At 72.5% G+C, this 26,013-nt stretch carries 19 protein-coding genes; 7 read left to right on the top strand and 12 right to left on the bottom strand.

The window, feature by feature from the left end; all coding sequences use genetic code 11:
* Positions 1–119 precede the first annotated feature (119 nt).
* Positions 120–893 carry a tyrosine-protein phosphatase gene (locus HHX31_RS17360; protein ID WP_311931888.1) on the top strand — a complete coding sequence of 258 codons (774 nt, stop codon included), beginning with the start codon at positions 120–122 and terminating at the stop codon, positions 891–893.
* Between the two features lie 17 nt (positions 894–910).
* Here HHX31_RS17360 and HHX31_RS17365 read toward each other — a convergent pair whose 3' ends face one another.
* Together HHX31_RS17365 and HHX31_RS17370 are read right to left on the bottom strand one after the other, a co-directional pair.
* Positions 911–2,026, bottom strand: coding sequence for a Gfo/Idh/MocA family oxidoreductase (locus tag HHX31_RS17365; RefSeq protein WP_169949345.1), 1,116 nt, complete (start codon positions 2,024–2,026; stop codon positions 911–913).
* Positions 2,027–2,114: 88 nt separating this feature from the next.
* Complete coding sequence (locus HHX31_RS17370; RefSeq protein WP_169949346.1) at positions 2,115–3,020, bottom strand: proteasome assembly chaperone family protein; 906 nt, start codon at positions 3,018–3,020, stop codon at positions 2,115–2,117.
* Positions 3,021–3,405: 385 nt separating this feature from the next.
* On the opposite strand from HHX31_RS17370, the gene HHX31_RS17375 reads away from it, so the two are divergent.
* Entirely contained in the window at positions 3,406–4,293 is an 888-nt protein-coding gene (locus HHX31_RS17375) for a 4-epi-cubebol synthase (RefSeq protein ID WP_169949347.1), read from the top strand.
* Positions 4,294–4,327: 34 nt separating this feature from the next.
* Here HHX31_RS17375 and HHX31_RS17380 read toward each other — a convergent pair whose 3' ends face one another.
* Positions 4,328–6,436 carry an AAA family ATPase gene (locus HHX31_RS17380; protein WP_169949348.1) on the bottom strand — a complete coding sequence of 703 codons (2,109 nt, stop codon included), beginning with the start codon at positions 6,434–6,436 and terminating at the stop codon, positions 4,328–4,330.
* A 234-nt stretch (positions 6,437–6,670) separates the two neighbouring features.
* Between HHX31_RS17380 and HHX31_RS35155 the strand changes: the two genes are divergently transcribed.
* Together HHX31_RS35155 and HHX31_RS17385 are read left to right on the top strand one after the other, a co-directional pair.
* The gene (locus tag HHX31_RS35155) at positions 6,671–6,805 is read left to right on the top strand and encodes a hypothetical protein (RefSeq protein ID WP_283244554.1); all 135 of its coding nucleotides are present in this window, start codon (positions 6,671–6,673) and stop codon (positions 6,803–6,805) included.
* A gap of 215 nt (positions 6,806–7,020) precedes the next feature.
* Positions 7,021–7,392, top strand: a complete 372-nt coding sequence (locus tag HHX31_RS17385; protein WP_211589862.1) for a response regulator transcription factor — start codon at positions 7,021–7,023, stop codon at positions 7,390–7,392.
* Between the two features lie 46 nt (positions 7,393–7,438).
* Here the strand turns inward: HHX31_RS17385 and HHX31_RS17390 are convergent, their stop codons facing one another.
* The gene (locus HHX31_RS17390; RefSeq protein ID WP_169949350.1) at positions 7,439–8,098 is read right to left on the bottom strand and encodes a response regulator transcription factor; all 660 of its coding nucleotides are present in this window, start codon (positions 8,096–8,098) and stop codon (positions 7,439–7,441) included.
* Between the two features lie 170 nt (positions 8,099–8,268).
* Between HHX31_RS17390 and HHX31_RS17395 the strand changes: the two genes are divergently transcribed.
* A complete protein-coding gene (locus HHX31_RS17395) occupies positions 8,269–10,086 on the top strand; it encodes a DUF4118 domain-containing protein (RefSeq protein WP_169949351.1) in 1,818 nt (605 codons plus the stop codon).
* A 72-nt stretch (positions 10,087–10,158) separates the two neighbouring features.
* Here HHX31_RS17395 and HHX31_RS17400 read toward each other — a convergent pair whose 3' ends face one another.
* The 3 genes from HHX31_RS17400 to HHX31_RS17410 all read right to left on the bottom strand — a co-directional run bounded on the left by HHX31_RS17400 (position 10,159) and on the right by HHX31_RS17410 (position 14,990).
* Entirely contained in the window at positions 10,159–10,998 is an 840-nt protein-coding gene (locus HHX31_RS17400) for a sensor histidine kinase KdpD (protein ID WP_169949352.1), read from the bottom strand.
* A 396-nt stretch (positions 10,999–11,394) separates the two neighbouring features.
* Positions 11,395–12,342 carry an ABC transporter permease gene (locus HHX31_RS17405; RefSeq protein WP_311931894.1) on the bottom strand — a complete coding sequence of 316 codons (948 nt, stop codon included), beginning with the start codon at positions 12,340–12,342 and terminating at the stop codon, positions 11,395–11,397.
* Positions 12,339–14,990, bottom strand: a complete 2,652-nt coding sequence (locus HHX31_RS17410) for a CocE/NonD family hydrolase (RefSeq protein ID WP_169949353.1) — start codon at positions 14,988–14,990, stop codon at positions 12,339–12,341. The genes HHX31_RS17405 and HHX31_RS17410 overlap by 4 nt, the downstream gene beginning before the upstream one ends.
* 165 nt (positions 14,991–15,155) lie before the next feature.
* On the opposite strand from HHX31_RS17410, the gene HHX31_RS17415 reads away from it, so the two are divergent.
* Positions 15,156–16,397: a hypothetical protein gene (locus tag HHX31_RS17415; RefSeq protein WP_211589863.1), complete on the top strand. Its 1,242-nt coding sequence runs from the start codon at positions 15,156–15,158 to the stop codon at positions 16,395–16,397.
* 138 nt (positions 16,398–16,535) lie between these two features.
* Here HHX31_RS17415 and HHX31_RS17420 read toward each other — a convergent pair whose 3' ends face one another.
* On the bottom strand, positions 16,536–17,582 hold the full coding sequence (locus tag HHX31_RS17420; protein ID WP_169949354.1) for a copper resistance D family protein: 1,047 nt from the start codon (positions 17,580–17,582) through the stop codon (positions 16,536–16,538).
* Entirely contained in the window at positions 17,579–18,526 is a 948-nt protein-coding gene (locus HHX31_RS17425) for a copper resistance CopC family protein (RefSeq protein WP_169949355.1), read from the bottom strand. Before HHX31_RS17425 ends, HHX31_RS17420 begins: the two co-directional genes overlap by 4 nt.
* A gap of 219 nt (positions 18,527–18,745) precedes the next feature.
* On the opposite strand from HHX31_RS17425, the gene HHX31_RS17430 reads away from it, so the two are divergent.
* On the top strand, positions 18,746–19,972 hold the full coding sequence (locus tag HHX31_RS17430; RefSeq protein WP_169949356.1) for a CynX/NimT family MFS transporter: 1,227 nt from the start codon (positions 18,746–18,748) through the stop codon (positions 19,970–19,972).
* Positions 19,973–20,017: 45 nt separating this feature from the next.
* Here HHX31_RS17430 and HHX31_RS17435 read toward each other — a convergent pair whose 3' ends face one another.
* The 3 genes from HHX31_RS17435 to HHX31_RS17445 form a co-directional block, all read right to left on the bottom strand.
* On the bottom strand, positions 20,018–22,651 hold the full coding sequence (locus HHX31_RS17435) for a chitinase C-terminal domain-containing protein (RefSeq protein WP_169949357.1): 2,634 nt from the start codon (positions 22,649–22,651) through the stop codon (positions 20,018–20,020).
* A gap of 134 nt (positions 22,652–22,785) precedes the next feature.
* The gene (locus HHX31_RS17440; RefSeq protein WP_169949358.1) at positions 22,786–24,747 is read right to left on the bottom strand and encodes an alpha/beta hydrolase; all 1,962 of its coding nucleotides are present in this window, start codon (positions 24,745–24,747) and stop codon (positions 22,786–22,788) included.
* Positions 24,748–24,889: 142 nt separating this feature from the next.
* Positions 24,890–25,900 carry a LacI family DNA-binding transcriptional regulator gene (locus HHX31_RS17445; protein WP_169949359.1) on the bottom strand — a complete coding sequence of 337 codons (1,011 nt, stop codon included), beginning with the start codon at positions 25,898–25,900 and terminating at the stop codon, positions 24,890–24,892.
* Positions 25,901–26,013: the final 113 nt, after the last annotated feature.

Here is a 26,013-nt window from a genome sequence, read left to right on the forward strand (position 1 = left end):
GTACCGAACACACGACACCATCAATACGACAGCGGGTGCATAGCTTCACTCCACGCTCAGCTTCCCGTCATAGAGGGACAGATAGGGTCGGCATGATGAATGCATACGAGCGTTGGATCGTGCTTCAGGGAGCGGCGAACGTACGGGACCTCGGCGGTCTGCCGACCGTGGACGGCGGGACCACGGTGCCCGGCCGGATCGCGCGGGCCGACAACCTGCAGGGCCTCAGCGAGGGCGACGTCGAACTGCTCGTGGGCGACCTCAAACTGCGCCATGTGGTCGACCTGCGGTCGGAGACCGAGGTGCGCCTGGAGGGGCCCGGCCCGCTGACCCGCCTGCCGGAGGTCGGCATCCACCACCACAGCCTGTTCGCGGAGGGCGGGCGCCTCACCGACGTCGAGGCCGACACCATCGACGACAGGACGCTGCCGTGGCAGGGGGAGCGCGACGAGAAGGACCTGGCCGAGCTCCGCGTGACGGGCTACTACTACGGCTACCTGCGCGACCGGCCCGACTCCGTGGTGAGCGCCCTGCGCGTGCTCGCCCGTGACGACGGCCTCGCCGTGGTGCACTGCGCGGCGGGCAAGGACCGCACCGGCGTGGTCTGCGCGCTGGCGCTCGCCGCGGCGGGCGCCACCCGCGAGGCGATCATCGAGGACTACGTCGCCACGGGCGAGCGCCTGGAGCACATACTCGCGCGGCTGCGGGCCAGCCACACCTACCGCGCCGACCTCGACGGGAAGCCGGCCGACGCCCACCTGCCGCGGCCCGAGTACATGGACCAGTTCCTGTCGACGCTGGACACCCGGTTCGGCGGCGCCCTCGGCTGGCTGCACGCCCACGGCTGGACCGACGCGGACACCCAGGCACTGCGCGGCCGGCTGCGTGACTGACCCGTACGACCGGCCGGTCACCCGTTCCGCGCGGGGAACGCGGGGAGCGCGGGGAACGCGGGGAGCGCGGGGAGCGCCGTCACCTCGCCGCGGGCGGCCGACCGGACGGCGGCCTCGATGACGGCGATGGTGTCGGCCGCCTCGTCCGGTTCGACCGGGGGCGCGGCGCCGTCGCGCAGGCAGGCCACGACGCCCTCGTAGAACCGCTGGTACGCCCCTTGCTCGGTGGGGACGGGGACGGCGTCGCCCGCCGCCCCGAGCGTGCCCCAGCGCTCGGAGGGCTCCGAGCCCCACCCCGCCCCGGAGCGGTCGGCGGCGTCCGGGCGTCCGCCCGCGCGCAGGCGCTCCTCCTGCGGGCCCAGCCCCCACTTGACGTACGACGCGCGGGAGCCGAGCACCCGGAACCTCGGGCCGAGGTCGGCGGCGACCGCGCTCATCCACAGGTGCGACCGGGTGCCGTTCCGGTGGGTCAGCGCGATGAAGGCGTCGTCGTCGCCCCGCACCCCCGCCCGCCTGACGTCGGTCTCCGCGTACACCTGCGAGACCGGGCCGAACAGCCGCAGCGCCTGGTCCACGAGGTGGCTGCCGAGATCGTAGAGGACGCCGCCGATCTCCTCGGGCCCGCCGGACTCGCGCCAGCCGCCCTTGGGCACCGGCCGCCACCGCTCGAACCGTGACTCGAACCGGTGGACCTCGCCCAGTTCGGGCAGCAGCCGGCGCACCGTCAGGAAGTCGCCGTCCCAGCGCCTGTTCTGGAAGACCGTCAGCATCAGCCCGCGGTCGCGCGCGAGCCGTACGAGGTCGCGGGCCTCGGCGGCGGTGCCCGCCAGCGGCTTGTCGACGACCACGGGAAGACCGGCCTTGAGCGCCTCGGCCGCCAGGGGCACGTGGGTGCGGTTCGGGGTCGCGATCACCACGAGATCGCAGCGGTCCCACAGGGCCTGCGGGGTGGACACGACGTCCGCACCCGGATGCTCGGCGCGGACGCGCTCGGCCCTGGCCGGGTCGCGGGTGACGACGGCGGTGAGGCGCAGCCCCGGCGTGGCGGCGATCAACGGCGCGTGGAAGAAGGATCCGGCCGGACCGAAACCGGCCAGTCCGACCCGGATGCCGGGGGAGTCGGAGAGCGACATGGAGGGAGAGTGATCCCTTTCGTGCGAGTTCGTGCGAGTTGCTCCGGCGGCGATCGGGCAGGACGCCGCCGTCCCGGTCTCCCGGCGGTCAGCCTTCGCGGTCGTCCCGCTCGGCGAGGAACGCCTCGAACTGGGCGGCGAGCTCGTCACCTGTGGGCATCCGCGCCTCCTCGGCCAGCAGGCTCTCCCGCTCGGCGCCCGACTGGAACGCGTCGTACTGCTGCTCCAGGCCGCGGATCGCGCCGGCCAGCTCCTCCGACGCCGCGATCTGCTCCTCGATCTCGGCGTTGGTCTTGTCGGCGGCGTCTCTGAGCGTGTCCATGGGGAACACCAGCCCGGTGCCTCGGGTGATGGCCTCCAGCGCCGTCACCGCGGCCTGCGGATACTCCGCCTGGGCGAGGTAGTGGGGCACGTGGATCGCGTAGCCGAGCGCGTCGTGGCCCTTGGCCCCGAGCCGGAACTCGATGAGCGCGGCGAGGCTCCCCGGCACGCGGACCTTGCCGAACGGGCTGGTCTGCCCGTGGACGAGGTCGGGCCGCGTGGCGTGGGCCGTCAGGCCGAGCGGCCGGGTGTGCGGGACGCCCATCGGAATCCCGTGCGTGGTCACCAGCTTGCCGGCGTTGAGCCGGGTCGCCAGCATGCCGACGGCCTCGGTGAACAGCTCCCACTCCCGGTCGGGCTCCGGCCCGCTCATGACGAGGAACGGCGTGCCCGTGACGTCCTTGACCAGGTAGACGGCCAGCTCAGGAGTGTCGTAGTCACTCCAGTGATCGGTGTCGAAGGTCATCGGCGGGCGGCGCGACCGGTAGTCGATCAGCCGGTCCACGTCGAAGGTCGCGATGATCCGGTGCTCCAGTTCGGCGAGGAGGTGCCCCAGGGCCAGCCGCCCGGCGGCACCGGCGTCGACGAACCCCTCGAAGTGGTACAGCAGCACCGGACCGGTCAGCTCGGGCAGGTCCCCGTCGAGCCGATAGAGATCCGTGGGGTCGGACACGAGTCCCAGCCTTTCTCGCGAAGTCTTTACGTACTGAACCTACGGGACCCCCGGTCGATTCCGTGCTCGATGCAGTGCTCGATGTGCTGCTCGATGTCCTGCTCGACACCGTGATCGAAACAGGGGGCGGTTGCGGCGACCCTACCGGTGGACTGTGGAGAGCGCGGAGCCGGACCCGGGGGCCGGAGGAGTTCGCCACCAGGCCGTTCGAACTCGCGAGGCCGAACCGGCCGAGTCGCTCCGGCTGACTGATGTGTCCGTAATTGGTGGAGGTCTGGCGTCGTCCAACCGGTAGGACCATGCTTGTCGGATGGCTAATGCGAAAGCGCATTCCCTTAGCGAGCCCCTCCGCCTTCCCTCACTCACCTGCCCCTTCCCCAGTGCGGTGAACCCGTACGTCGACGAGGTGAACCGGGACACGCTGGCCTGGCTGGCCGCCTCCGGCATGATCTCCGACGACGCCGAGTTCGAGCGTTTCCAGCTCGCCCACTACGGATGGCTGGGCGCCCGGACCTACCCGTACGCCTCCCGCCAGCTGTGCCAGCTCGCCACCGACTGGTGCGTGTGGCTGTTCGCGTTCGACGACGCCTACTGCGAGTCCGACCGGCGGGCGGCGGAGATCGCCCGCGCCCTGCCCCAGCTCTACAGCGTGGTCGAGGGGCACAAGGACCCGGTCGACGACGTCTTCGCCCGGGCGCTGCTCGACATCAGGACCAGGATCGCCGCCCGCGCCACCGCCGACCAGGTCGACCGCTGGTGCGCGATGACCAAGGACTACCTGTTCGCACAGGTGTGGGAGGCCGCCAACCGCGAGGACGACGTGGTGCCCACGATCGACGACTACATCTTCATGCGCCGCAGGACCGGCGCGATGCTCACCGTCTTCGCGTTGGTCGACGTGGCCGCCGAAGTGCGCCTCACCGTGGACGAATGGCGCCACCCGGTCGTGCAGGAGATGACCAGGCACGCCAACGACGTCGTCGTCTGGGACAACGACCTCATCTCGTACGCCAAGGAGCGAGGGGAGGAGAACATCCGCAACAACCTCGTCAGCGTGCTCGTCGGGCACACGCGCTGCACGGTCCAGGAGGCGATGGACCGGATCGGCGTGATGCGCGACGAGGCGGTGGCCGCGATGGCGGCGCTCACCCCGGCCACCCAGGCGCTCGGCTCGCCCGCGGTCGACGCGTACGTCGACGGCCTGAAGTATTGGATCAGCGGCAGCGTGGACTACTCGCTGACCAGTTCGCGGTACTTCGGCGCGTGGCAGTGACGACTATCGGAGACCCTCGGGACGCGGCGTCCGGTCAGTCCAGGTGGAAGTCGTCGAGGTCGTCCAGCGCGTACTCGACGAGGTCGCCCAGGCTGTACCGGGCGCCGATGGCGTACGACGCCTCGTAGGCGGCGTCGCCGATCAGCTTCTTGCACTCCTTGACGCACTGCTCGTGCTCGGTGGTGAAGAACGGCGACCCGAACTGCGGCAGCCCGAAGGTCCGCCAGTTGGCCTGCGCCGCCCCGAGAAGGACCGCGGTCCGCTCCGGGTCACCGGCCTCCAGGCTGAGCGTGGCGAGGTTGTCCACGCACAGGACGATGCCGAGCACGTCGTGGAAGTGCCGTTTGATACGCAGCGACTCCTTGCACGCCACCAGCGCCTCGTCACGCCGGCCGGTGGCCCGGTGGACGAGGGAGTTGACGTACCAGGCGTAGGAGCACAGCCACAGCTCGCCGCGTTCCTGGCAGACCTGCAGGCAGTCCGTCAGCAGCGCCTCCGCCTCCGCGAGCTCGCCCTGCGCGAGCAGCACCATGGACAGCTCGACGATCGCCGGCAGCAGGCCCGGGTTCAGCTCCCGCCCGCCGCGGTGGAACTCGATCGCGACGCCGAGCAGCGCCATGGCCTTCTTCGCGTCACCCTGCAGCATGGCCGCGGTGCCCTGCATCTTGGTCCCGAGCAGCACCGCGCCCGAGTCGCCCACGCGTACGGCGTCGGTGCTGCACTGCTCGGCGGCGGCGAGCGCGCCCGCCATGTCGCCCTGGGCGCCGCGGATGTAGGCCAGCACCCACAGGGCCTTGCAGCGCTCCTTGCTCGGCAGGGGGCTGGCCTTGAGCGCACGCTCCAGGTAGACCGCGCCCTCGCGGGCGAGACCGCACGCGACCCACAGGAACCACAGGGCCGACAGCAGCTTCAGGCCGACCTGCTCCTCCCCGGGGGTCGACAGGCAGTAGTCGAGCGCGACGCGGATGTTGTCGTGCTCCTGGCGCATCCGGGTGTACCAGTGCACCTGACGCGGCCCCGACCAGGAGTCCTCGCTGCGCTCGGCCAGCTGGAGGTAGTAGTCGCGGTGCCGGCGCCGCAGGTCCGGCGTCTCGCCGAGCTTGTCCAGCCACTCGCCGCCGTACTGCCGCAGCGTGTCGATCAGCCGGTAGCGCTGGCCCGCGGGCGTGGGGAAGCTCAGCAGGACCGACTTGTCGACCAGGCCGCCGATCACGTCGAGGATCGCGTCGGCGGGCAGGGCCTCGCCCGCGCAGACGTGCCGGGCCGCGTCCAGCTCGAAGTCGCCGGCGAACACCGACAGCCGCGCCCACAGCAGCCGCTCGGCCGGCTCGCACAGCTCGTGGCTCCACCCGATCGCCGCGCGGAGCGTCTGGTGCCGCGGCAGCGCCGTACGGCTGGCTCCGGCGAGCAGGCTGAACCGGTCGGCGAGCAGGGCGAGGATCTGCTCGACCGACAGCGTGCGCAGGCGCACGGCGGCCAGTTCTATGGCCAGGGGGATCCCGTCGAGGCGGCGGCACAGCTCGGCGACGGCGGAGACGTTGGTCTCGTCCACCATGAAGTCGGGGACGACGGCGGAGGCCCGGGTGCCGAACAGCTCGACGGCCTCGTTGGTGTACGGGTTCTCCGAAGGCCTGTCGCCCGGCACCGACAGCGGCGGCACGGCCACCGTGTACTCGCCCGGCGCGTTGAGCGACCGCCGGCTCGTCGCGAGGATGCGCAGGTGGGGCGCCGTGTCGAGCAGGTCCTGGGTGAGCCGGGCGCACGCGTCGACCAGGTGCTCGCAGGTGTCCAGGATGAGCAGGAGCTCACGGTCGGCGAGCCACTCGGTGAGCGTGTCGGAGCCCTCACGCGGCGACTGGTCGGCGATGCCGAGCGCCGCCGTGATCGTGTGGTAGACCATCGCCGGGTCCTGCAGCCGGGCCAGGTCGACGTACCAGACGCCGTCCCGGAACTGCCGCCGCACCTGGTGCGCGAGACGCAGCGCGGTGCGGGACTTGCCCACCCCGCCGATGCCCGTGACGGTGACCAGGCGGTACTCCTGCAGCTTGTGCCTGAGCGTCGCGAGCAGTCGCGTCCGCCCGACGAAGCTGGTCAGCTCCACGGGCAGGTTGCCCTCTTGCCGCCATCCTGCTGGCGTTGCCATGCCGCCTCACGGGGGGTTCGTCCGGCGTGCTCCCTGCTCCCGCATCGTACCTTTGGGTGCGGTTGGCTGTCTGGTGGTACGCACGTGACCTTTGCCCCGCCGCGAGACGGGCGAATCTCCCCTCGCGGGAAGGTCGTCGACGCCCCGTCGCAGGTCCGGCGCGTCCGCGCGCGGCTTGGGGATGCCGGTAACATTGGCCGCGTGAGTATGCGGCATCCGGATGACATGCGTCCGGTGGACCTCTTCGAAGAGGGGCTGCCGGTGCTGCCCGACCAGACGAGCGACGACACCGATCTCGGGTGGGGCGAGTGGCGCTCCGACTCCGATGTCGCCCACCTGATCGAGGAACGCCCCCCTCACTGGGGCTAGGGCGGCGCCGCCGGCTCGAACCAGGCGGCCTTGGCTGTCCGCGGGGTCACGCTGCCTGGGTGCGGCACGGCCGATGCGGGAGGAGACTGCGGCCGTCGGGCAGCAGCGGCCCGCCGTCTGCTCCGGAAGCCCCCATCATGCGGGCATGTCCGCACGACCCCGGGATGGCGGTTAACTGCAATGACCCGGACGTGCTGCGATGCCATCCTGAAGACGTGGCCCTGCGATGCCTCATCGTCGATGACAGCGATCACTTCAAGGAGGCCGCCCGTCTGTTGCTGGAGGCGGACGGCATCGCTGTCGTGGGCACGGCGTCCACCTCGGCCGGGGCTCTCCGGCGCTTCCGGGAGCTGCGGCCGGATCTCGTGCTGGTCGACATCGACCTCGGCGAGGAGAGCGGCTTCGACGTGGTCCTGCGGCTCTGCGCGGAGGCGGGGCGCCACCGGCCGAGCATCATCCTGATCTCGACCTACGACGAGCAGGACTTCGCCGAGATGATCGCGAGCAGCCCGGCCGTCGCCTTCCTGTCCAAGGCCCGCCTGTCGGGCCGCGCCATCGGCGAGATCATCCGGAAGGCGAACGCCTGACCGGACCGCACGGATCCGGGCCGCGTCCTCCCTGTCGTGGGCGGCGTCAGCGGGCGTCGAGGAACGTGAGCACCGCGAGCACGCGGCGGTGGTCGTCTTCCGTCTCCGGCAGCCGCATCCTCGACATGATGCTGCGCACGTGCTTTTCCACCGTGCCCTCCGTGATCCATAGCTTGTGCGCGATTCCCGCGTTCGAGCGACCCTCCGCCATGAGGGCGAGCACCTCGCGCTCACGCTGGGTGAGGTGCTCCAGCGGATCGTGCCGGCGGCGGGCGTTGATCAGTTCCGCCACGAGGCTGGGGTCGACGACCGAACCGCCGTCGACGATGCGTCTCAGCGTCCCGACGAACTCGGACACCGCGGTCACCCGGGTCTTGAGCAGATAGCCGATCCGATGGCCCGTGGCGAGCAACTCCATCGCCTGATCGACCTCGACGTGCGCCGACAGCAGCAGGATGCCGATCTCGGGGAACTCCGCGCGGATGACCCTGGCCGCCTCGACGCCCTCCGTGGCGTGTCGCGGAGGCATCCGGATGTCGATGATCGCGAGGTCGGGGTGGCACCGCCGTACGAGGGTGATCAGCTCGGGCGCGTTTCCCGCCTGGCCGGCGACCTCGAACCCCGATCGCTCCAACAGGCTCGCCAGCCCCTCCCGCAACAGGACGTCGTCGTCCGCCAGGACCACTCGTGCCGGGGCCTTGTCCACCGTTCCGCCGCCTTTCGCGCGCGGTCACTGCCCGCGTTCGCAGGGGCCGTACCTCGATCGTGTCGGTGATCGGGCAGTCACACGATGCGCGGCCGATCAGCGTCGATGTGGTACATATGGCCGCGTAACGTTGGGTTATGCGCGCGCGATGGGTGTCGTCGCTGCTTCGTATGACACGTCCGCCCCTTCTGCTGGGCGTCGTCGTCGGCGTCGCATGCGTGACGGTGGAGACGCTTCTGGCCCTCCTACTGGCCCGGACGGCCTCCACGAGTCCCTTAGGCCTACCCTATCTGCTCGGAATTCTCCTGGTCTCGTACGTGTGGGGCCTGCCGCTCGGCGTCGCGACCGCGCTGGCGAGCGGTCTGGCCTACGACCTCTTCCTGGTCCCCCCGATGTACCGGATCACGCTCTTCAGCAGCTGGTCGTGGATTGCGCTGCTGGTCTTCCTGGTGGTCGCGCTGCTGGTCAGCGGTGCCGCGGCGCTGCTGCGAACACTGCTCACGGAGTCCGACGAGCGCCGCCGCGAGGCCGACGTCGGCGCCGGCACGGCCCGTCTCCTCCTGCGTGCCGAGCATCTGCGCGCGGCGCTGCCGGTCGTGGCCCGGCGTCTGGCGCAGGACCTCGGTCTGCCGTCCGTGGCGATCGAGTTCGGGCCGGCCGGCGACGACCGGCGCCGCACCGCATTGCCCCTCAGCGACGAGGGCGCCCGGTTCGGCTCGCTCGTCGTGCCCGCGGACCTGCCGCAGGCGACGCTGTGCCGCCTGCGGGAGCGCGTGGTGCCTTCGCTGGAGGCGGCGCTGGTGGCGGCGCGTGGTCGTGAGGCCGTCGCCTGTGCCCTGGCGGCGAGCAGGGACGAGCTCGCCAGAGTGGCCGAGGAGCAGGCCGCCCTGCGCAGGGTGGCGACACTGGTCGCGCGCGCGGTCAGCCCAACAGAGATCTTCAACGCGGTCGCCCGTGAGATGGGTCTGATCGTGAACGCGGACCACACGGCGATCGAACGATACGAGCCCGACCGTACGGTCGTCCTGATGAGCTCCTGGAGCGCGTCGGGCGTCGGGTCCCCGCCGCCGGTGGGCGCGCGCCGGCGGCTTCACGAGGAGGGCCTGTCCGCCCTCGTCCTGCGATCGGGACAGCCGGGCAGGATCATGGTGGACGAAAGGACGGCCGGGGAGCTGGGCAGGTGGGCCAGAGACGAGGAGAACGGGGTCGCGATCGGTGGCCCCATCGTCGTCGAGGGACGCCTGTGGGGCGTGATGATCGCGTTCTTCCGGGGCCTGGAGCGGCAACCGGAGGGTGTGGAGGAGCGCATGCGCGACTTCACCGAACTCGTCGTCACGGCTATCTCCAACGCCCTGACCCGCGACGAGCTCGCCGCCTCACGCGCCCGTGTGGTCGCGGCCTCGGACGAGACCCGGCACCGGATCGAGCGCGACCTGCACGACGGGGCGCAGCAGCGCCTCGTCTCCCTGGGGTTGCAGCTGCGCATGGCGGAGACCGCCGTGCCGCCGGAGCTGCCGGAGCTCAGGCGACAGCTGTCCCGCACGGCCGAGGGCCTGGCGTTGGTGCTGGAGGACCTGCGGGAGCTGTCGCGCGGCATCCACCCGGCGATTCTGTCCAAAGGCGGGCTCGGACCGGCCCTGAGAATGCTCGCGCGCCGCTCGTCGGTCCCCGTCGACCTGCGGGTGCGAGTCCGGGAACGCCTCCCGGAGCGGGTCGAGGTGGCCGTCTACTACATCGTCTCGGAGTCGCTGACGAACGTGGCCAAGCACGCGCACGCCTCGCTGGTGCACATCGAGGTGGACGCGACACGCGAAAGGGCGAAAGTCGCGATCCACGACGACGGGATAGGCGGCGCGGACCCGGGCAGGGGGTCCGGGCTTATCGGTCTCAGCGACCGTGTCCAGGCGCTCGACGGGACGATCGAGGTCGTCAGCCCGGTCGGCGACGGCACCACGCTGACGGCCCTCATCCCGGTCGGCAGCGGCTGACGACCGAACGGGTCGCGCCGTGGCCTGGCACGGTCGCGGCCCGCGGAGACATGGTCACGAGCCGGCGTACGGTCACGCCCGCGCGTGTGGGTGACGCCCGCCGCCGGGCAGGGGGCCGGCGAGCGGCAGGCGGACGACGAATCGGGCGCCGCCCTCCGGCGCGTCCTCCACACCGATGGTCCCGCCGTGGGCCCGCACGATCTCGCGCGCGACGGCGAGGCCGAGGCCGGGACCGCCCCGGCTGCGGCAGCGGGACTCGTCCAGCCGGCTGAACGGCTCGAAGAGCCTGTCCCGATCGGCTTCGGCGATGCCGTCTCCGTCGTCGGACACCGAGATCTCCGCGTGCGCGCCCACCTGGAGCACCTCCACCAGCACCCTGCTTCTGGCGTGACGCTGCGCGTTGTCCAGAAGATTGCCCAGCAGGCGGTGGATCTCGTGCTCGACGGCGTGGATCACCACCCCGGGGACGAGCCGGAACAGCATCGGCGCCCGGGGCGCCCGGCTGGAGACCCCCGTGCGGACCAGCTCCGCCAGGTCGGCGCGTCTTCTTTCGTGGACCGGCCTCGTTCCCGCCTTCGCGAGCACCAGCAGGTCGCTGACGATCGCCTGAAGGCGGTCCACGTCTCGCAGTGTGTGGTCGACGAGTTCGGCGAGATCCGTGTCGCCGGGGTGCAGCCGGGCTTCCTCGAGCTGCGTCCGCAGCCCGGCGAGAGGCGTGAGCAGCTCGTGGGACGCGTCGGCCAGGAAACGGCGCTGCCGTTCGGCCGTCCGGTCCAGCTCTATCCTGGCGGCGGCGAGTTGTTCCAGCACGCTCTCGGCGGCCTCCACCGGGAGGGCGATCTCGTTGTGGTCGCGCGGGTCGCGGGCACGGCCGGCGGGATCGCCGACGGGTGTGTGGGAGAGCCGGCACATGACGCTCATGGCAGCGGTGCCGGCTCGGCCGCGACCGCTTCCGGGCGATGTCGGCAGGGATGGGGCGGCCACGCCGCGAGCGGGCCCGGCGGAACCCGGCACGGCGCGGTTCCCGCCGGTTCCACGACAGTTCTCGGCAATCTGCTCACCTCCGGCTGCGAGACCGCTGCCGAGGCAGCGGCGCTTGAGTACGTCCGTCAGGGTGGGCGGTGCGGCGACCTCGTTCACCGGCCGGACGGCGGGCGTGTGCGCGCCGGGCCGGGTGTGGTCGGCTCCGTCAACCACAATGACTCAGCCGGGCTGGGCCTGTCTGCCGTGGCAACCCCCATCATTCCCCGCTGCCACCCGTCCCCGGGCATGGCGGCTAGCTGCAATGTCCGGGGGAGGCGATGCCCGTCAGGACACGACGTCCCGGCGCCGGAAGCGGCGGAAGGCCAGGGCGATGAGGATGACCGAGTACGTCACCGACACCACCACTCCCTTCACCATGCCGCTGTAGTCGGGCTCGGGCGCGAGCGCGTCGAGCCACGCGGTGTTCCAGAAGGTGGGCAGGAACTCGCGCAGCGAGCCAAGCGCCTCGACCGCCTGCAGGATGCTGCTGACGATCACCAGGCCGACCGCCCCGCCGACCGCGCCGAGCGGGGAGTCGGTGCCGACCGACAGCAGGAAGGCGACCGCGGCGACCACCAACTGGCTGACCAGGGCGTACCCGATCACGATGAGGAACTTGGGCAGCACGTCGGCGGCGGGGATCACCTCGCCCGTCCCCGGCACGGTGATGTCGTTCCATCCGAAGACCAGCGTGCCGGCGAGCAGGGCCATCAGCGGGACCACGGTCACGGCGGCCGTCGAGTAGGCCAGCGCCACCACCAGCTTCTGGCGCAGCAGCCGGTCGCGGGGCACCGGCGCCGCGAGCAGGTAGCGCAGCGACGACCAGTTGGCCTCGCTCGCCACCGTGTCACCGCAGAACAGGGCCACGGCGACGACCAGCAGGAAGTTGGCCGACACCGACAGCGCGAACGCCGCGAAGTTGAGCCCGCCCGCCGTGGCGAGGTCCGACAGCCGCAGGCTGCTCTGCCCCCGGCCGGCCGGCCCGAACTGGAACGCCACCACCAGCACCCACGGCAGGGCGAGCAGCACGCCGAACATCGCCATGGTCCTGCGCCGCCGCAACTGCCGTACGAACTCCACCCGCAGCGGCAGTGTGCGCCCCGGCGCGTACCCGGGCGCCCGGCCCTCCGCGCCGCCCCCGCGCGGGTCCGCTGCGTCCGCGGCGGCGGGAGCGGCCCGCCCGCCGGTGGGGACGTCCCCGGTCAGGCCCGGGGCGGGTCGGTTCGCGCTCAACGCTTCTCTCCGATCAGGTCGAGGAACACGTCCTCCAGGCGGGGCCCGCCGCCGTTGACGGCCGTCGCGGTGCCGAGCAGGTCGCCGACCGGCCCGGCCGACACCAGCCGCCCGCGGTGCATGACGACGACGTGGCTGCAGGTCTGCTCGACCTCGGCGAGCAGGTGGCTGGAGACGATGACGGTGCGTCCCCGCTCGGCGTACGCCCTGAGCACCCGGCGCATCTCGGCGATCTGCGGCGGGTCGAGGCCGTTCGTCGGCTCGTCGAGCACGAGCAGGTCGGGCAGGCCGAGCATGGCCTGCGCGATGGCCAGGCGCTGGCGCATGCCCTGGGAGTAGGTGCGCACCGCGCGCTCCAGGGCCGCGCCCAGCCCGGCGATCTCCAGCGCCTCCTCCAGGTGGGCGTCCTGCGGCGGCCGTCCCGTCGCCTGCCAGTACAGCTCCAGGTTGGCCCGCCCGGACAGGTGCGGCAGGAACCCGGGCCCCTCGACGAACGAGCCCAGCCGCGACAGCACCGGTGCGCCCGGGCGCACCCGGTGGCCGAAGATCCGGATCTCGCCCTCGTCGGGGTGGATGAGGCCCATGAGCATCCGCATGGTGGTGGTCTTGCCCGCGCCGTTCGGCCCGAGCAGGCCGAGCACCTGGCCCTTCTCGACCCGGAACGACAGGTCGTCGACCGCCTTCTCGCCGTTGCGGTAGCGCTTGCCCAGCCCGCTGATGACCAAAGGCACCTCGGCCGACGCGGCGTCCGGGGCGTCGCTCTCCTCGGGGCGGCGCCCGGCCCGGCCGGTCAGCAGGAGCACCGCGGCGACCAGGATCGCGGCGAGCGGCATGGCCCACGTCCACCACGCGGGGCCGGTGGCGGGCGTCCGCAGCGCCGCGTCCCCCGGCAGTTCCAGCGTGGGGGACTCCAGCGCGACCTGGTAGACCGCGGGGGCGGCGGGAGTCGCGTACCCGAGGTCGGTGGTGGACACCACCAGCCGCATCCTGTGGCCCGCGTCGAAGCGCCTGTCGATGGCAGGGAGCGCCACGGTGACCGGCGTGCCCGCCTCGCTGGCGGTGACCCGCAGCGGCGCGACCAGGCTCGAGGGGAGCACGGGCAGCGACCCTCCGGAGACGTCGTAGAGCTTGGCGAACAGCGTGGCCTCACCCGTGCCGTAGACCCTGATGGTGACGGCCGGGCTGCCGGTGACCTGCGTGGGCCTGGCCAGCGGGGCGGACTCGAAGACGGCCGCCTGGCCGGGCATGTCCAGCGCGATCGACACGCCGCCGGCGCCGCCGAGCAGCCCGCCGAGGCCGGGCACCGCCGAGATCGACGCAGGCGACCCGCCCGCCGGGTTGGCGATCGACTGCCGGGGGCCTTCGAGGGCGACGGTCGTCCGCTCCTCGCCCGTCAGACCCGGGTAGCGGTCCCCGATCGCGTGCAGCAGCACGGGCCGGCGCGTGCCGGGGTCGCGCCCGCCGTCCCTGGTCACGGTGAACGCGGCGGAGCCGCCGTCGCCCGTCGCGGGGCCCGCCCCCTTGAGGTAGCGGTCGAACCAGCCGGTCGTGCGGTCCGACAGCCAGTCGGCCTCGCCGTCGCCGCCGTCGTGGCCGCCGTTGAACCAGGCGACCTCCACGGGAGCGCCGGTGGCGGCGATGGCGCGGGCGTTGGCGTCGGCGTGCGAGAGCGGGAACAGCGAGTCGCGCTGGCCCTGGAGCAGCAGCGTCGGCACCCTGATCCTGCCGGGCACCGAGACCGGGCTCGACTTGCGCAGGAGGTCGATCGCCTCCTGGGTGGCCCGGCCGGTCTCGGCCACCTCCTGGTACATCTCACAGATCTGCGGCAGGAACCGCCCGCACCGCACCTGCTCGGCCCCGGGCGTCGCCCCGGCGCCCTGCCCTGAGCCCTGTCCTGAGCCCTGTCCAGACCCCTGCCCAGTCTCGCCGCCGGGCCGCGCCCCGGCCGCTCCGGCGAGGCCGGCGAGCCCGGCCGCGCCGGTGGTGCCGCCCGGGGCCAGCCGGTCGGCGGCGGAGGTGAAGAAGATTCCGGCCCACATCTTCTTGAACACGCCGTTCACCGGCCCCTTGCCCGAGGCGTCGGGGAAGAGCGCGTCGGCGAGGTCGTACCAGGTGATCTGGGGGACGATCGCGTCGACGCGGTTGTCGTAGGCCGCGGTCATCAGCGCGATCGCGCCGCCGTAGGAGCCGCCGGCGATCCCGACGCGCGGGTCGCCGGGGCCGTCGAGGCTCACCTCGGGCCGTCCGGCCAGCCAGTCGATCAGCCCCCGCACGTCCTTGACCTCGTAGTCGGGGGAGTTGAGCGCGATCTGCCCGGTCGAGCGGCCGAACCCGCGCGCCGACCAGGTGAGCACGGCGTAGCCCTGGCCCGCGAGCCGTCCCGCCTGTTCGCGCACGCTCTCCTTGCTGCCGCCGAAGCCGTGGGCGAGCAGCACGGCCGGAGCCCTGCCGCCGGAGGCCGGGGGATAGAAGGTGGCGTCGAGGTCGACGCGCTGGTCGTCCGCCGGGCCGTCCATGACGGGGATGACGAGGTCGCGCCCCTTCACCACGGGGTCGGAGGGCCACAGAGCCCACGTCACCCCCGCGGCCACCAGGATGACCAGCGAGAGTAGGATCGCGAGGGCACGCCGCCCCGTCGGAAACGCCATGTCGAGATGCTACTTGTCGGTCCTGAGAGACTGCTGAGGAGCCCACGGCGTCTGTGGACGAACGGGCGGGGCCACGGCCGTTTTCGATCAGTCACACGAATCGTGATGACGGATCGGGGTAAACCCTGATTGCGCCCCACCTTGGGGAACGGCATCATTTCGCGCGTGAATGGAACGTCGCTGAAGCAAGTCCCCGCTCGCATGGCCGAGTGGGCCCTTCCCTACTGGACGAGAGGGGAGGCGGGCAGGCAGACGCCGGAAGACCTCTTCCGGGTGCTCTACCTGGGCTGGCTGGCGGCGTTCGGACTCAAGGTCCTCGGGTCGAGCTGGGACGTGTCGTGGCACTTCAAGTGGCTGCGCGACGACCTGGCCCCGCCACACCTGCTCAACACGGCGGGCACGGTGATCGCCGTGGCGCTGACCATCGTCCACTGGTACACCGGCTACGGAGTGGACCGTACGGCCTCCCGCCTGATCGTGTGGGGCACCGGGGTCTTCCTCATCGCGATCCCGCTGGACCTGATCAACCACCGGGTCAACGGCATCGACATCACCGCCTGGAGCCCGTCCCACGCGCTGCTGTACATCGGCACCGCGCTGATGCTCGCCGGGGTGATCCGCGGCTGGTATCTCGGCTCCGGCCTCCACGCGGGGATCTCCGGCAGGCAGCGGACGCTGGTCCTGGGCGGCCTGATCGCGTTCTTCCTGGAGAACGCGCACTTCCCCGAACTGCAGCAGGAGTACGGCGTGCTGGAACTGGCCTCCTGGGACCGGGGACAGCCGTACGCCGAGCCGACGCTGCTCAACTTCGCCGCCGACCAGATGGGGCAGGCCGTGGACCGCGCCATGGTCCTCCAGTTCTCGCTCCCGGTGCCGGACATCGTCTACGCGGTCTACGCGAGCGTGGTGGGCGTCGGGATCCTGGTCTTCGCCCGGGTCATGGTCGGCCGGCGCCTCACCGCCACCACCGTCGCCGGGGCGTACGTCGCCTACCGCTGCGTGATCTGGCCGCTGCTCGTCGGCGGCGGGTTCCCGCCGTCGACGATCCCGTTCTTCTTCCTGCTCGCGGGCCTCGCCGTGGACCTGGCGTTCCTGATTCCGGTCAGGCTGCTGCGGCCGCTCGCGGGCGCGGCGCTCGCCACCGCCGGTGTGTACGGAGGGCTGCTGGCGCAGGACCGGGTGCTGGAGGCCCCGCCGTTCGCACCGGAGGCCTGGCCGGTCGCGCTCGTCGCGATGGCCGTCGTCTGGTTCGCGGTGGAGTGGTTCGCCGGTCGTTATGGCCTGACGGCCGCCGCGGCGGCGGAGAGGCACGCCGGAGAGGGGCCGGCCGGGGGCGGACAGATCGCGTCCGAGCCGGGCGCGCCGCTCGACGCCGTGTCCGGTGCGGTGCCGGAGGCCAGGGCCTGACGGCCGCGGCCCTCGGATCCGCTTAGGTGTCACGGGGCCGCTCTCGCACGGGGGCGGCCCCTTTTCGATGTTCCCGTGCTGCTCTCGTTGCCGGGGGAGCGGCGCGGGCCGGTGGCCGGACCGCGCAGGTCCCAGGGGTCAGGCGACCGGGGCCTTGGTCAGCGCGACGGCGACGCCGAACGCGAGGCCCATCACGGTCAGCTCAAGGGCCGCCCACGCGGCGAACGCCGCCGGGGCCTGACGCGTGACCGCGGGCAGCAGCCGCCAGCGGATGTGGGCGCCCAGCAGCGCGATGGCCCCGGTGAACACCGCCTTGGCGACCACGAGCCGGCCGTAGTCCGTCGTGATCAGCGACCCGGGGAAGCTCTCGTTCGGCGAGAGCAGAAGCTCCACCAGGCCGTTGAAGAGCCCGGACAACCCCACGACGATCAGCGCGTAGGTCGCGAGCCGGGAGAAGCGGGGCAGCGTGCGGGCGAGCAGGTCGCGACGGCGTGGCAGCAGGACCGCGAGCGCGACCAGTCCGCCCACCCAGGCGCAGGCGCCGATGACGTGCAACTCCATCGACACCATGCTGAGGTCGTGCCAGTACCAGTTCGAGGCGTGCCCGGTGACCGGGAGCGGCAGCAGCCCGAACCCCGCGACGAGCACCCGCAACTCGGCCGGGACCTTCTCGCCGAACCGCACGGCGAGCATCCCCACGGCGGCGCTGGCGAGGGCGCACGAGGCGCTCACGATCATGCCCTGTCCCGCGCCGATGCCGTCGACGTAGGCCGCCACGTCGGGAACGCCGCCAGGAGCGATCTCGGCCGCGCTGAGCACGGCCGACGTCAGCGCCGCCGCGCACCAGACCAGTGAGAACAGCACGGCCCAGTGCCGGGCCCTGGCGGCGACCGGCTCTGTCCTGTCGGGGTCGTCGAAGCCGAGGAGCTTGGGCAGCAGGCTGAGGCCGATGGTCGCGGTGGCCGCCAGGTCGAGCACGAGGCGGACGACCGGAAGGCCGTAACGCACGATCGCGCTCGGCATGGGAAGCCCCGCCACCGCTCCGGGCAGCGTGAGCCAGGTCGCGACCACGACCGCGAGCACGCCGCCCGCGACCAGGCCCGCCACCGGGATCCGGGCCTGGGCCCGCCCAGGTCCGGGGCCGGACCGGAGCGCAGGGGCGCGATGTTCGGAGGTCGCGGTCATGCCGTGCCGCCCGCCTTGGTCCTGCCGGTCTTGCTGCCGGTCTTGCTGCCGCCCGCAGTGCCGGACGGAGAGGCCGCCCGCGCTGTGGCCGCCGCAGTGGCCGCCGCTGGGGCCGCCGCCGTGTTCCCCACCGGGTCCGCCGCTGCGTCAGCCTCCGCGTTTCCTGCGGTGTCCGCCGGGGGCGCGGGGACCGTCCCCTCGGCCACGCGACGGTCGTGCTTCACGAGCACTCGGGCGCACAGCGCCAGCAGGGCGGCGGTGACGGCCAGCAGCCCCCACACCCAGCTTCCGCCGCCCTGACCGCTCCCCGTCCCGGAGCCCGCGCCCGCCGTCCCGGAGTTCGCTGTCCCGGAGTCCGCCGTCCCGGGGCCGGCCGTCTCGGCCGCCGTGGGGGCGGTCGGCTGAGCCGTCTGCTGCCCGGCCGATCCCTGGGCTGCGCCTGTGCCCGCGCCCGTGCCCGACACGCTGAACTTCACGGTGCCGGTGACCGGGTGGCCGTCGTTCGACACGATGCGATAGCCGATCGCGTAGGCCCCGGCCGGGGCGTCCGTCCGCAGGCCGATGGACACCCGCGGGCCATCCACCTTGACCTCGCCCTGCTCGAAGTGGGCGCCGTCCGGGCCGGTGACGGCGACCCTCGCGTAGTCGCGGCGTACGACCTGGTTGAAGGTGAGGGTCACGGTGGCGGGCATCGCGCCGAGGACCGCGCCGTCCCTGGGGTCGCTGCCGATGAGCACGTCGTGGGCCCGTGCGGGCGTCGCCACCAGCAGCACCGCGATCAGGGCCAGCAGCGGCGCGGCGACCAGCCGCGCGAGGCCGTGCCGCGAAAAGCCGTGCCGCGATGACCCGCGCACGGCCGCCGGGGGCGGGGCCGTCCGTAAGGTCGTTCGCCCGCCCATGCGCGGGGCCGGGGCGTCGTTGCACATCCGGGCGACCTGGTCCACTTGCCTTCCTTTCACCGGGCGCCGACCCAGCCATGGTCCCATTGATCGGAGCCTCCCCACGCCCACGGTGGACCGGGGGGCGGCTGCGTACGGTGCCGTGGTGATCATTTTCGGTGATGTGCCGGGCGCCGTACGCATTCTCCTGGTTGAGTGAACAGCGGACCGAATTCGGCTTTCAGGACAGTACGGCCGCCGTGACGACCGGCACGAAGGAGAGCTATGACCCCCCAGCCGACGGTGGGCGGATCCGAGCGGGGCGCGGCGCCGGTGCGGCGCTCGCCGTGGCTGACGATCCTCGTCGTCTACCTCGCCGGTGTCGTGGCGGCGATGAGCTACGGCAAGTTCTCCTCGGTGGGGCCGTCCATGGCCGATCAGCTCGGGCTGTCCCTGTCGCAACTGGGCTGGCTGATCTCGGCGGTGGTCGGCGTCGGAGCCGTCGCCGGGCTGCCCGCCGGATATCTCGTCCGCCGGTCGGGCTCGGGCAGGGCGCTGGTCGCCGCCCTGGTGCTGATGGTGGTGGCGAGCGCGGTGAGCACCGCCGCGGGGAGCTTCGCCTGGCTGCTGGCCGCCCGCGTCGCCGAGGGCGCCGGCTATCTCGTGGTCAGCATCGCCTGCCCGGCGCTGATCCTCCATCTCGCCGAGGAGCGGGACCGGGGGCTCGCCCTGTCCATCTGGGCGACGTTCGTCCCCGTCGGCATCGGGGTGAGCACGCTCGCCGGCGGCGCCGTGGGCGAGGCGCTCGGCTGGCGCCGCTGGGTGCTGCTGATCGCGGGACTGACGCTGCTGATGGCGCTGGCCGTCCGGGCGCGGCTGCCGCGGTCGTCCGCCTCTGGCGCGGTCGCCGGGCCCGTGCCAGGCGCGCGGGCGCTGGTGTGGCCCGCGCTGCTCACCGCGTCCTTCTGCCTGATGGTGCTGGTGACGATGCCGGTGGTCGTGCTGCTGCCGACGCTGCTGGCCGACAGGCACGCGAGCTCGGCGGGGGCCGCGGGGGCGTTGACCTCGGCCATCGCGTTCGCGGGTGTTCTCGGCGGGCTGGCGGTGGGAGTCCTGCTCCGGAGGGGCGCGCCGCTCGCCGCGCTCGCCGCCTCAGGGCTGCTGGTCGTGCCGGCCGCCTGGCTGATCTACGGCACCGACGGGTCGCTGGCGGTCGCGGCCGTCGCCGCGGGGGTCGTCTCCCTGGAGAACGGGCTGCTGGGCGCCTTCGGCTTCGCCGTCCTCCCCCTGGTGCTGGAGCGCCTCGACCACGCCGACGTGGGCACCGGGATGGTCGCCCAGATGGGCAGCCTGGGCGCGCTGCTCGGACCCCCGCTGTTCGGCCTCGTCGCCGGCGCCTCCGGTTTCGCGGCCGTAGTGCCGATCATCGTCGCGGGCATGCTGGCCTCGGTCGCGGGGATGCTGCTGGTCACCCGGCATGTGGCCCGCCGCGCCCGGACCGTGGGCGCGTGAGGAAGGCCCCGGGCGTCGCGACGCCCGGGGCTCCCATGGCGAGGGTCAGATCCTGGTCCAGAGGGCGGGGACGTTCGGCGGCTCCCAGCCCGCCAGGGCGGTGTGCGACTGCCGGCACTGGTAGACCGCGCCGCCGTAGGTCACCAGGGCGCCCACGGCGTACGCCGTGCCGGGCGCCCAGGCCGGGTGCCCCGGGCCGGACGACGGCGAGGGCGAGGGCGACGGTGAAGGCGACGGTGAAGGCGAAACGAACGGCGATGCGCTGGGAGAGGGGCTGGGGGACGCGCTGGGTGACGTGCTGGGTGACGCGGACGGCGAGGGCGAGGGGGACGCCGGTGCGCAGGGCCCCTGATCCAGCCACACCTGCGCGGTGCCCGGCGTCTCGCCCAGGGTCCACCACTGCGCCTTCCAGGTGTGACCGGCGTACGAGACGAGGCCGCTGGTGTAGACGGTCGTGGCCGACCACGCGGGGGCCGCGCACGCGCCCACGGACGGCGACGCCGAGGGGGACGCGGAGGGGGACGCCGAGGGAGACGCCGAGGGAGACACGGACGGCGACGCCGAGGGTGACGGCGAGGGGGACGCGGGCACGCCGCCCCTGGCCAGGTCCTGGGTGATCCCGTACGTCGTGCCCCCGAAGGAGACCGTCCAGTTGGAGGGGGTGGAGACGGGCAGGTAGTAGACGAAGGCGACGTCCACCGAGGCGCCCGGCGCGAGGGTCTGCCAGCTCGGCAGCTTCAGCGACACCCGGTTGTAGTCGCCCTTAAGGCCGCCGATGTTGTTCGGCGCGGTGTGGTCCCTGCGGATGACCGTGGACCCGAAGCCCGACTGGTCGGCCGCGTTGCCCGGCGCCGAGGTCGCGTAGTCGAACTGGAACTCCGTCCCGCCCGGCAGCGTCACGCCGGAACCGTTGGTAATACGGATCTTGGGGTTGATCGGGTAGTTGTTGTCGCCGAGGGCGAAGTCGCGGAACTCGACCGAGATGTCCAGCTTCTGGGCCGGGATCGGGGTGGTCGCCCGCACGTTCCCGTACGGCGCGGCGGTCTTGAAGGCGTCGTACATGAGCGTGGTCAGCGTGTCGCCTGGCTCGTACTGGCCCTTGGCGGAGTTCCAGCCGTAGTCGCCGGCCAGCTCCCAGACCATCGTGCCGCCCAGCCCCTTGGAGACCACGTAGTCGGCCTTGGCGGCCACCGACTGCTCGTCCTCCGTCGACAGGAACACCTTCTTCGCGGAGTTCCACAGCCACGGCGCGACCAGGGTCGCGTCGTAGTGGCGCGTGTACGCGCCGGTCAGCGTCGTGTCGGTGACGCCGTAGGAGGCCAGGTAGTCGCCGAGGACGCCCTTCTCGAGGTTCTTGGCGTGCCACATCGGGTTGGACCCCGCGGGCGACTCCCGGCCGGCCGTGTCGAGGTCGTGCCACAGGTTGTCGATGCCGACCGCGCCGTCGCCGCAGCTCGTCAGCCCGGCTCCGGCCGGGCAGGTCGACGAGGGAGCGGTGCCCCACAGGCCGTTCGTGCCGCCCTGCACGTTCCTGAAGCCCCGGGTGTAGTACGGCAGGCCGATGTTGATGCGCCCCGCGGGCATGGCGCCGCGGAAGTAGTGGTAGGCCCAGTCGGTGTTCAGGTAGCCGATGCCGCCGTACTGCGCGGTGCCGTACACGCCGGCGGCGGCGAGTTCGGCGTCCCTGCCGTCGTCGAACAGCGAGGCATTGGGGCCGACGTACTTGTTCCACGCGCCGTGGAGGTCGTAGGACATGATGTTCACGTAGTCGAGGTACTGCGTCACCTGGTGGGTCTCCATGCCGCGCAGCAGGTAGCCGCTGGACGGCGCCGCGATCGTCAGCATGTAGTACCTGCCGTCGGCGGCGGAGGCGGCGTCGAGCCTCTCGCGCAGCGTCTTCATCAGCGCGACGTAGCCCTTCATGAGGGTGGCGCGCCTGGCGTTGGCGATCGGCCAGTCGAGCGGGTTGCCCGCGTCCTTCATCGAGGTGGGGTACTCGTAGTCGATGTCCACCCCGTTGAAGCCGTACGTGCGCAGGAACGACACGACGGAGTCGGCGAACGTGTCGATGCCCGCCTGGGTCGACGTCATCGTGTAGAAGCCGCCGCTCGCCTGCCGGTTTCCCGCGGCGTCGAAGTAGCCGCCGGTCTCGGCCCAGCCGCCCACGCTGATCAGCGTCTTGGTGTCCGGGTGCTGCTTCTTGAACTTGGCGAGCAGGTTGAAGTGGCCCTTGAAGGAGTAGGCCGGGTCCATCTGCGCGCCGGCGACGCCCGGCCAGGTCATCCCGACGGCGGGGTTCTCCGTGGTTGCGGACCCCACGGAGATCCTGTTGTCGGGCCCCACGTGGGCGAACGCGTAGTTGACGTGGGTGACCTTGCCCCACGGGATGTCGGGGACGAGGTAGCGGGTCTGACCCTTGGATCCGTCGCGCCAGCCGGTGAAGTAGCCGATGACGCGGCGCGGATGGTCGGCGCCCATCTTCTCCCGGCCGTTCTGGTCGTAGGCGAGGCAGTAGGGGACGTCCACGCCGGGCGTGCGGTAGAGCCCGTCGGGCCGGCAGGCCTCGTCGCCGGCGGCGGCCCCGGCGGTGCCGCCGCCGGCGAGCGCCACGGCCCCGGCGGCGAGGGTGAGACAGACCGCGAGCGCGGTCCGGGAGAACAGGGAAAGGCGCACAGCCATACCTCCGACAGGCGAAGTGCCGACGTTCCACACCCCGCCCCCAGGGGTTGATCGGAACGTAAGCCGCTGTGAGCTGCTCCGTCAATGCTCTCTATTAAGAAACTTTCTTTTTAGAACTTCCTGGGCCGGTCCGCTCAGGTGAGCAGCCAGCCGTACAGCCAGGCGATGAGCGCGAGGCCGCTCAGGGCGGGGATGATCCGGGCGGCGGCGGCGTTCAGCCGGAACGCCTCGACGAGCGACAGCCCGGTGGACACCAGAGCCAGCAGGCCGTACCACGCCAGAGCGTGCGGCACCCCGATCGTCAGCGCCGTCCGGTCCTCGACGGCCGCCAGGCTGAGCGCGGAGAGCCCGCACAGCGTGACGCCCGCCAGGCCCGCGAGCGCGCTCAGCGCGCCGCCGCGCCGGCGGGCCAGGGAGACCAGCGCCGCGAGGAGCTGGACGGCCGACACGAGCAGGAAGACCGCGGGGACCGCCAGCGGGATCGGCGAGCGGAGCAGCCGGTAGATCGAGGAGGTGAGGGAGAGGTCGCCCGGCCGCACGAGCGCCTGCGGCGCGGCGCCGGGGTCGCACGCGCGCGCCGTCGCGGCCGGAGCGTCGAGGAACGCGGCGATGGTCCGCCGTGCGCAGTCGTTGCCCAGGAAGACGGCGTGCCCGGTCCCGGCGAACTCGGCGAATCTCGCGCCCGGCACGGCCGACACCGCCTGACGCGCGGCCTCCGGTGGCGTGGTGGGGTCGTAGCCGCCGCCCACGACCAGGATCGGCGGGGTCGCGGGCTCTCCCGCCGGGCTCCCGTCCACAGTGCCCGCCGCACTCTGCGCGGAGACGGGGGCGACGGTCGCGCGCGGCGTCAGCGCGTCGGCCTCGGCCCGTGAGGCGGGCAGCCCCCAGGCGTCGCAGACCGCCGCGTCGACGACCCCGGTGAACAGCCGGGGGCTCCGCGACTTGGGGAAGGTGTTGTCCGGCACCTCGTCCTGGCACTGGACGGCGTAGTACAGCCCCCACTCGCGCGAGGTCAGCCCGTCGCCCGCCGCGTCGACCAGGGGTTGCAGCAGTTCGGTGCGCCCGGACGCCAGCCCGTCCACGAGCGCCGGCATGATCGGGATCACGTCGGCCTCGTGCAGCGCCTCGGCGAGGATCGTCGCCACGTCGTCCCCGTCGAGCCGCACGGTCAGCCGCTGGCGGGTGAGCGGGTCCCGGGTCTCGTACGCCACGGGGCGGGCGTTGAGCGTCTTCACCATCGCGTCGAACCGGGCGGCGATCCCGAGTTTGGTCATCGTCGCCGACAGCGAGGCGGCCGAGTTGTCGTACCAGCGGGCGTGCGCGGGAAGCAGGGAGTCCAGCACGATCCCCCTGGTGCCCTCGGGGTCGCGCGCCGCCGCGAGCAGCATCGGGCGGGTGGAGTAGCTGACGCCGAACAGGTGCCATCCCGGGTAGCCGAGCGCGGTCCGCAGGTCCACGATGTCGGCCGCGATCTCGGCGGTCCGGTAGCCGCGCAGGTCGACGTGCTCGGCCTCCAGGCGCGTCTGGCAGGCCAGCGCCTGCCGGGCGAGCGAGACGGTCTCCGCCGCGCCAGGACCGGGCCCGCGCAGGGTGTCGATGATCCCGCGGGCGATCTCGGGGCAGCTCAGCCTGGGCTCGGAGTAGCGCCCGCCGCGCTGTTCGAGGACGACCACGTCGCGCGCGGGGAACATCCGCGCGAGGAATCCGGTGAGCTGGAGCGAGGCCGACCCCGGGCCGCCGCTCATGTAGACGACCGGGTCGGCCGGCTGCCCCGAGGACTCCTGCGCGTGATGCACCGCGTAGCCGACCTTGATCGTCCTGCTGTTGGGGACGTCGCGCCGCTCGGGCACGAGGAGGTGGCCGCAGGTGGTGCCGGACGGCACGGCGACCGGGCAGGGCCGCTCCTCCACGGACGGCGCCGCCGCCCCGGACTCGCGGCCGGCCGCGGGCGCCGAGGCGCCCACCGCGTACGCCACGGCCGGCGCCTTGCCGGCGTCGTCGAGGGCCGGCGCCGCGAGGGCCGCCGACCCGGAACCTCCCAGGAGCACGAGTGCCGCGGCGAATGCCGTGACGGCCGCTCCACCCCAACTCCGCAACCGTCAGCCCCGTCCCGCGAACCCGGCGATATCCGCAGAAACCTTAGCGTGTCCGTCGGCCATCGCGCCCCCACTCGTCCATCCACTCCCGTTTTGGACGATCACGGGGCCGACCTGGTTTCCTCGTCTCACCGGGGGCGTCTCACCGGGGCCTCGCGGTGCTCTCCCTGATCACCAGGTCCGTGGAGAGCTCGACGCGGCGGGCCTCGGTGTTCTCGCCCCGGCCCATGGCCAGCACCATGCGCGAGGCAAGCGCGGCCATCTCCTCCAGGGGCTGGCGCACGGTGGTCAGCGGCGGCCACGCGGACCGGGACAGCGGCAGGTCGTCGAAGCCGACCACGCTGAGGTCCTCGGGCACCCGCAGGCCCCGCTGCCTGGCCGCCTCGAACACGCCGAACGCCTGCATGTCGCTGCCGGCGAAGATGGCGGTCGGCGGGTTGTCCAGCGAGAGCAGCGCGTGACCGGCGTCGTGGCCCGAGTTGACCAGGAAGTCGCCGTACCGGATGAGCTCGGGGTCGATGGACACCCCGGCCGTCTCCAGCGCGGCGCGGTAGCCGTCGATCCTGGCCCGGCTGCACAGCATGTCGGGCGGGCCGCCGATCATGCCGATCCGGGTGTGGCCGAGGTCAAGGAGGTGGCGGGTGGCCGCCAGGCCGCCGTGCCAGTTGGTCGCGCCGACCGACGCCACGCCGGGCGGCGGCTCGCCTTCGGGGTCGACGACGACGAACGGGATCGAGCGGGCGCTGAGCTGGCCCTGCTGCCGCACCGAGAGCCGGGAGCTGACGATGATCACGCCGTCCGTACGCCGCGCCGCGATGCGTTCGAGCCAGTCACGGCCGGGGCCCGCGTGGGTGTGCAGCACGGAGATCACCACGCTCGCGGCGGCCTCGTGCGCCGCCTGCTCGGCCCCGCGGACCAGTTCCATGGCCCAGGGGCTCTCGATCTCGGCGAACACCAGGTCCAGTAACCCGACCGGGCCGTCGCCCTGTCCCGTCCTGCGCTGGTAGCCGTGCTTCTGCAGGAGGCGCTCCACCCGCTGACGGGTCTCCGGCGCCACCTCGGGACGGCCGTTGATCACCTTGGACACGGTCGGAACGGAGACTCCGGCCTCCTCCGCTATCTGGGCGATGGTCACCCGCCTTTTCACTGGCATGCAGCAGATCGTAGCCGAAAGTTTCGGGATACCTGAACCGGTTCCTCCTGATGAGCCGGTTGGCCGTCGTGATCAAGCCGGGAGCGCCCTTGACGCTCAACCTCAGCTTTACT

Source organism: Microbispora sp. H11081, from assembly GCF_012999535.1.
Classification (GTDB): Bacteria; Actinomycetota; Actinomycetes; order Streptosporangiales; family Streptosporangiaceae; genus Microbispora.

Excerpts from the sequence above, each read along its gene's own strand:
- HHX31_RS17365 (WP_169949345.1), bottom strand. The coding sequence starts at position 2,026 with ATGTCGCTCTCCGACTCCCCCGGCATCCGGGTCGGACTGGCCGGTTTC.
- HHX31_RS17380 (WP_169949348.1), bottom strand. The coding sequence starts at position 6,436 with ATGGCAACGCCAGCAGGATGGCGGCAAGAGGGCAACCTGCCCGTGGAG.
- HHX31_RS17395 (WP_169949351.1), top strand. The coding sequence starts at position 8,269 with ATGACACGTCCGCCCCTTCTGCTGGGCGTCGTCGTCGGCGTCGCATGC.
- HHX31_RS17400 (WP_169949352.1), bottom strand. The coding sequence starts at position 10,998 with ATGTGCCGGCTCTCCCACACACCCGTCGGCGATCCCGCCGGCCGTGCC.
- HHX31_RS17410 (WP_169949353.1), bottom strand. The coding sequence starts at position 14,990 with ATGGCGTTTCCGACGGGGCGGCGTGCCCTCGCGATCCTACTCTCGCTG.
- HHX31_RS17420 (WP_169949354.1), bottom strand. The coding sequence starts at position 17,582 with ATGACCGCGACCTCCGAACATCGCGCCCCTGCGCTCCGGTCCGGCCCC.
- HHX31_RS17430 (WP_169949356.1), top strand. The coding sequence starts at position 18,746 with ATGACCCCCCAGCCGACGGTGGGCGGATCCGAGCGGGGCGCGGCGCCG.
- HHX31_RS17435 (WP_169949357.1), bottom strand. The coding sequence starts at position 22,651 with ATGGCTGTGCGCCTTTCCCTGTTCTCCCGGACCGCGCTCGCGGTCTGT.
- HHX31_RS17445 (WP_169949359.1), bottom strand. The coding sequence starts at position 25,900 with ATGCCAGTGAAAAGGCGGGTGACCATCGCCCAGATAGCGGAGGAGGCC.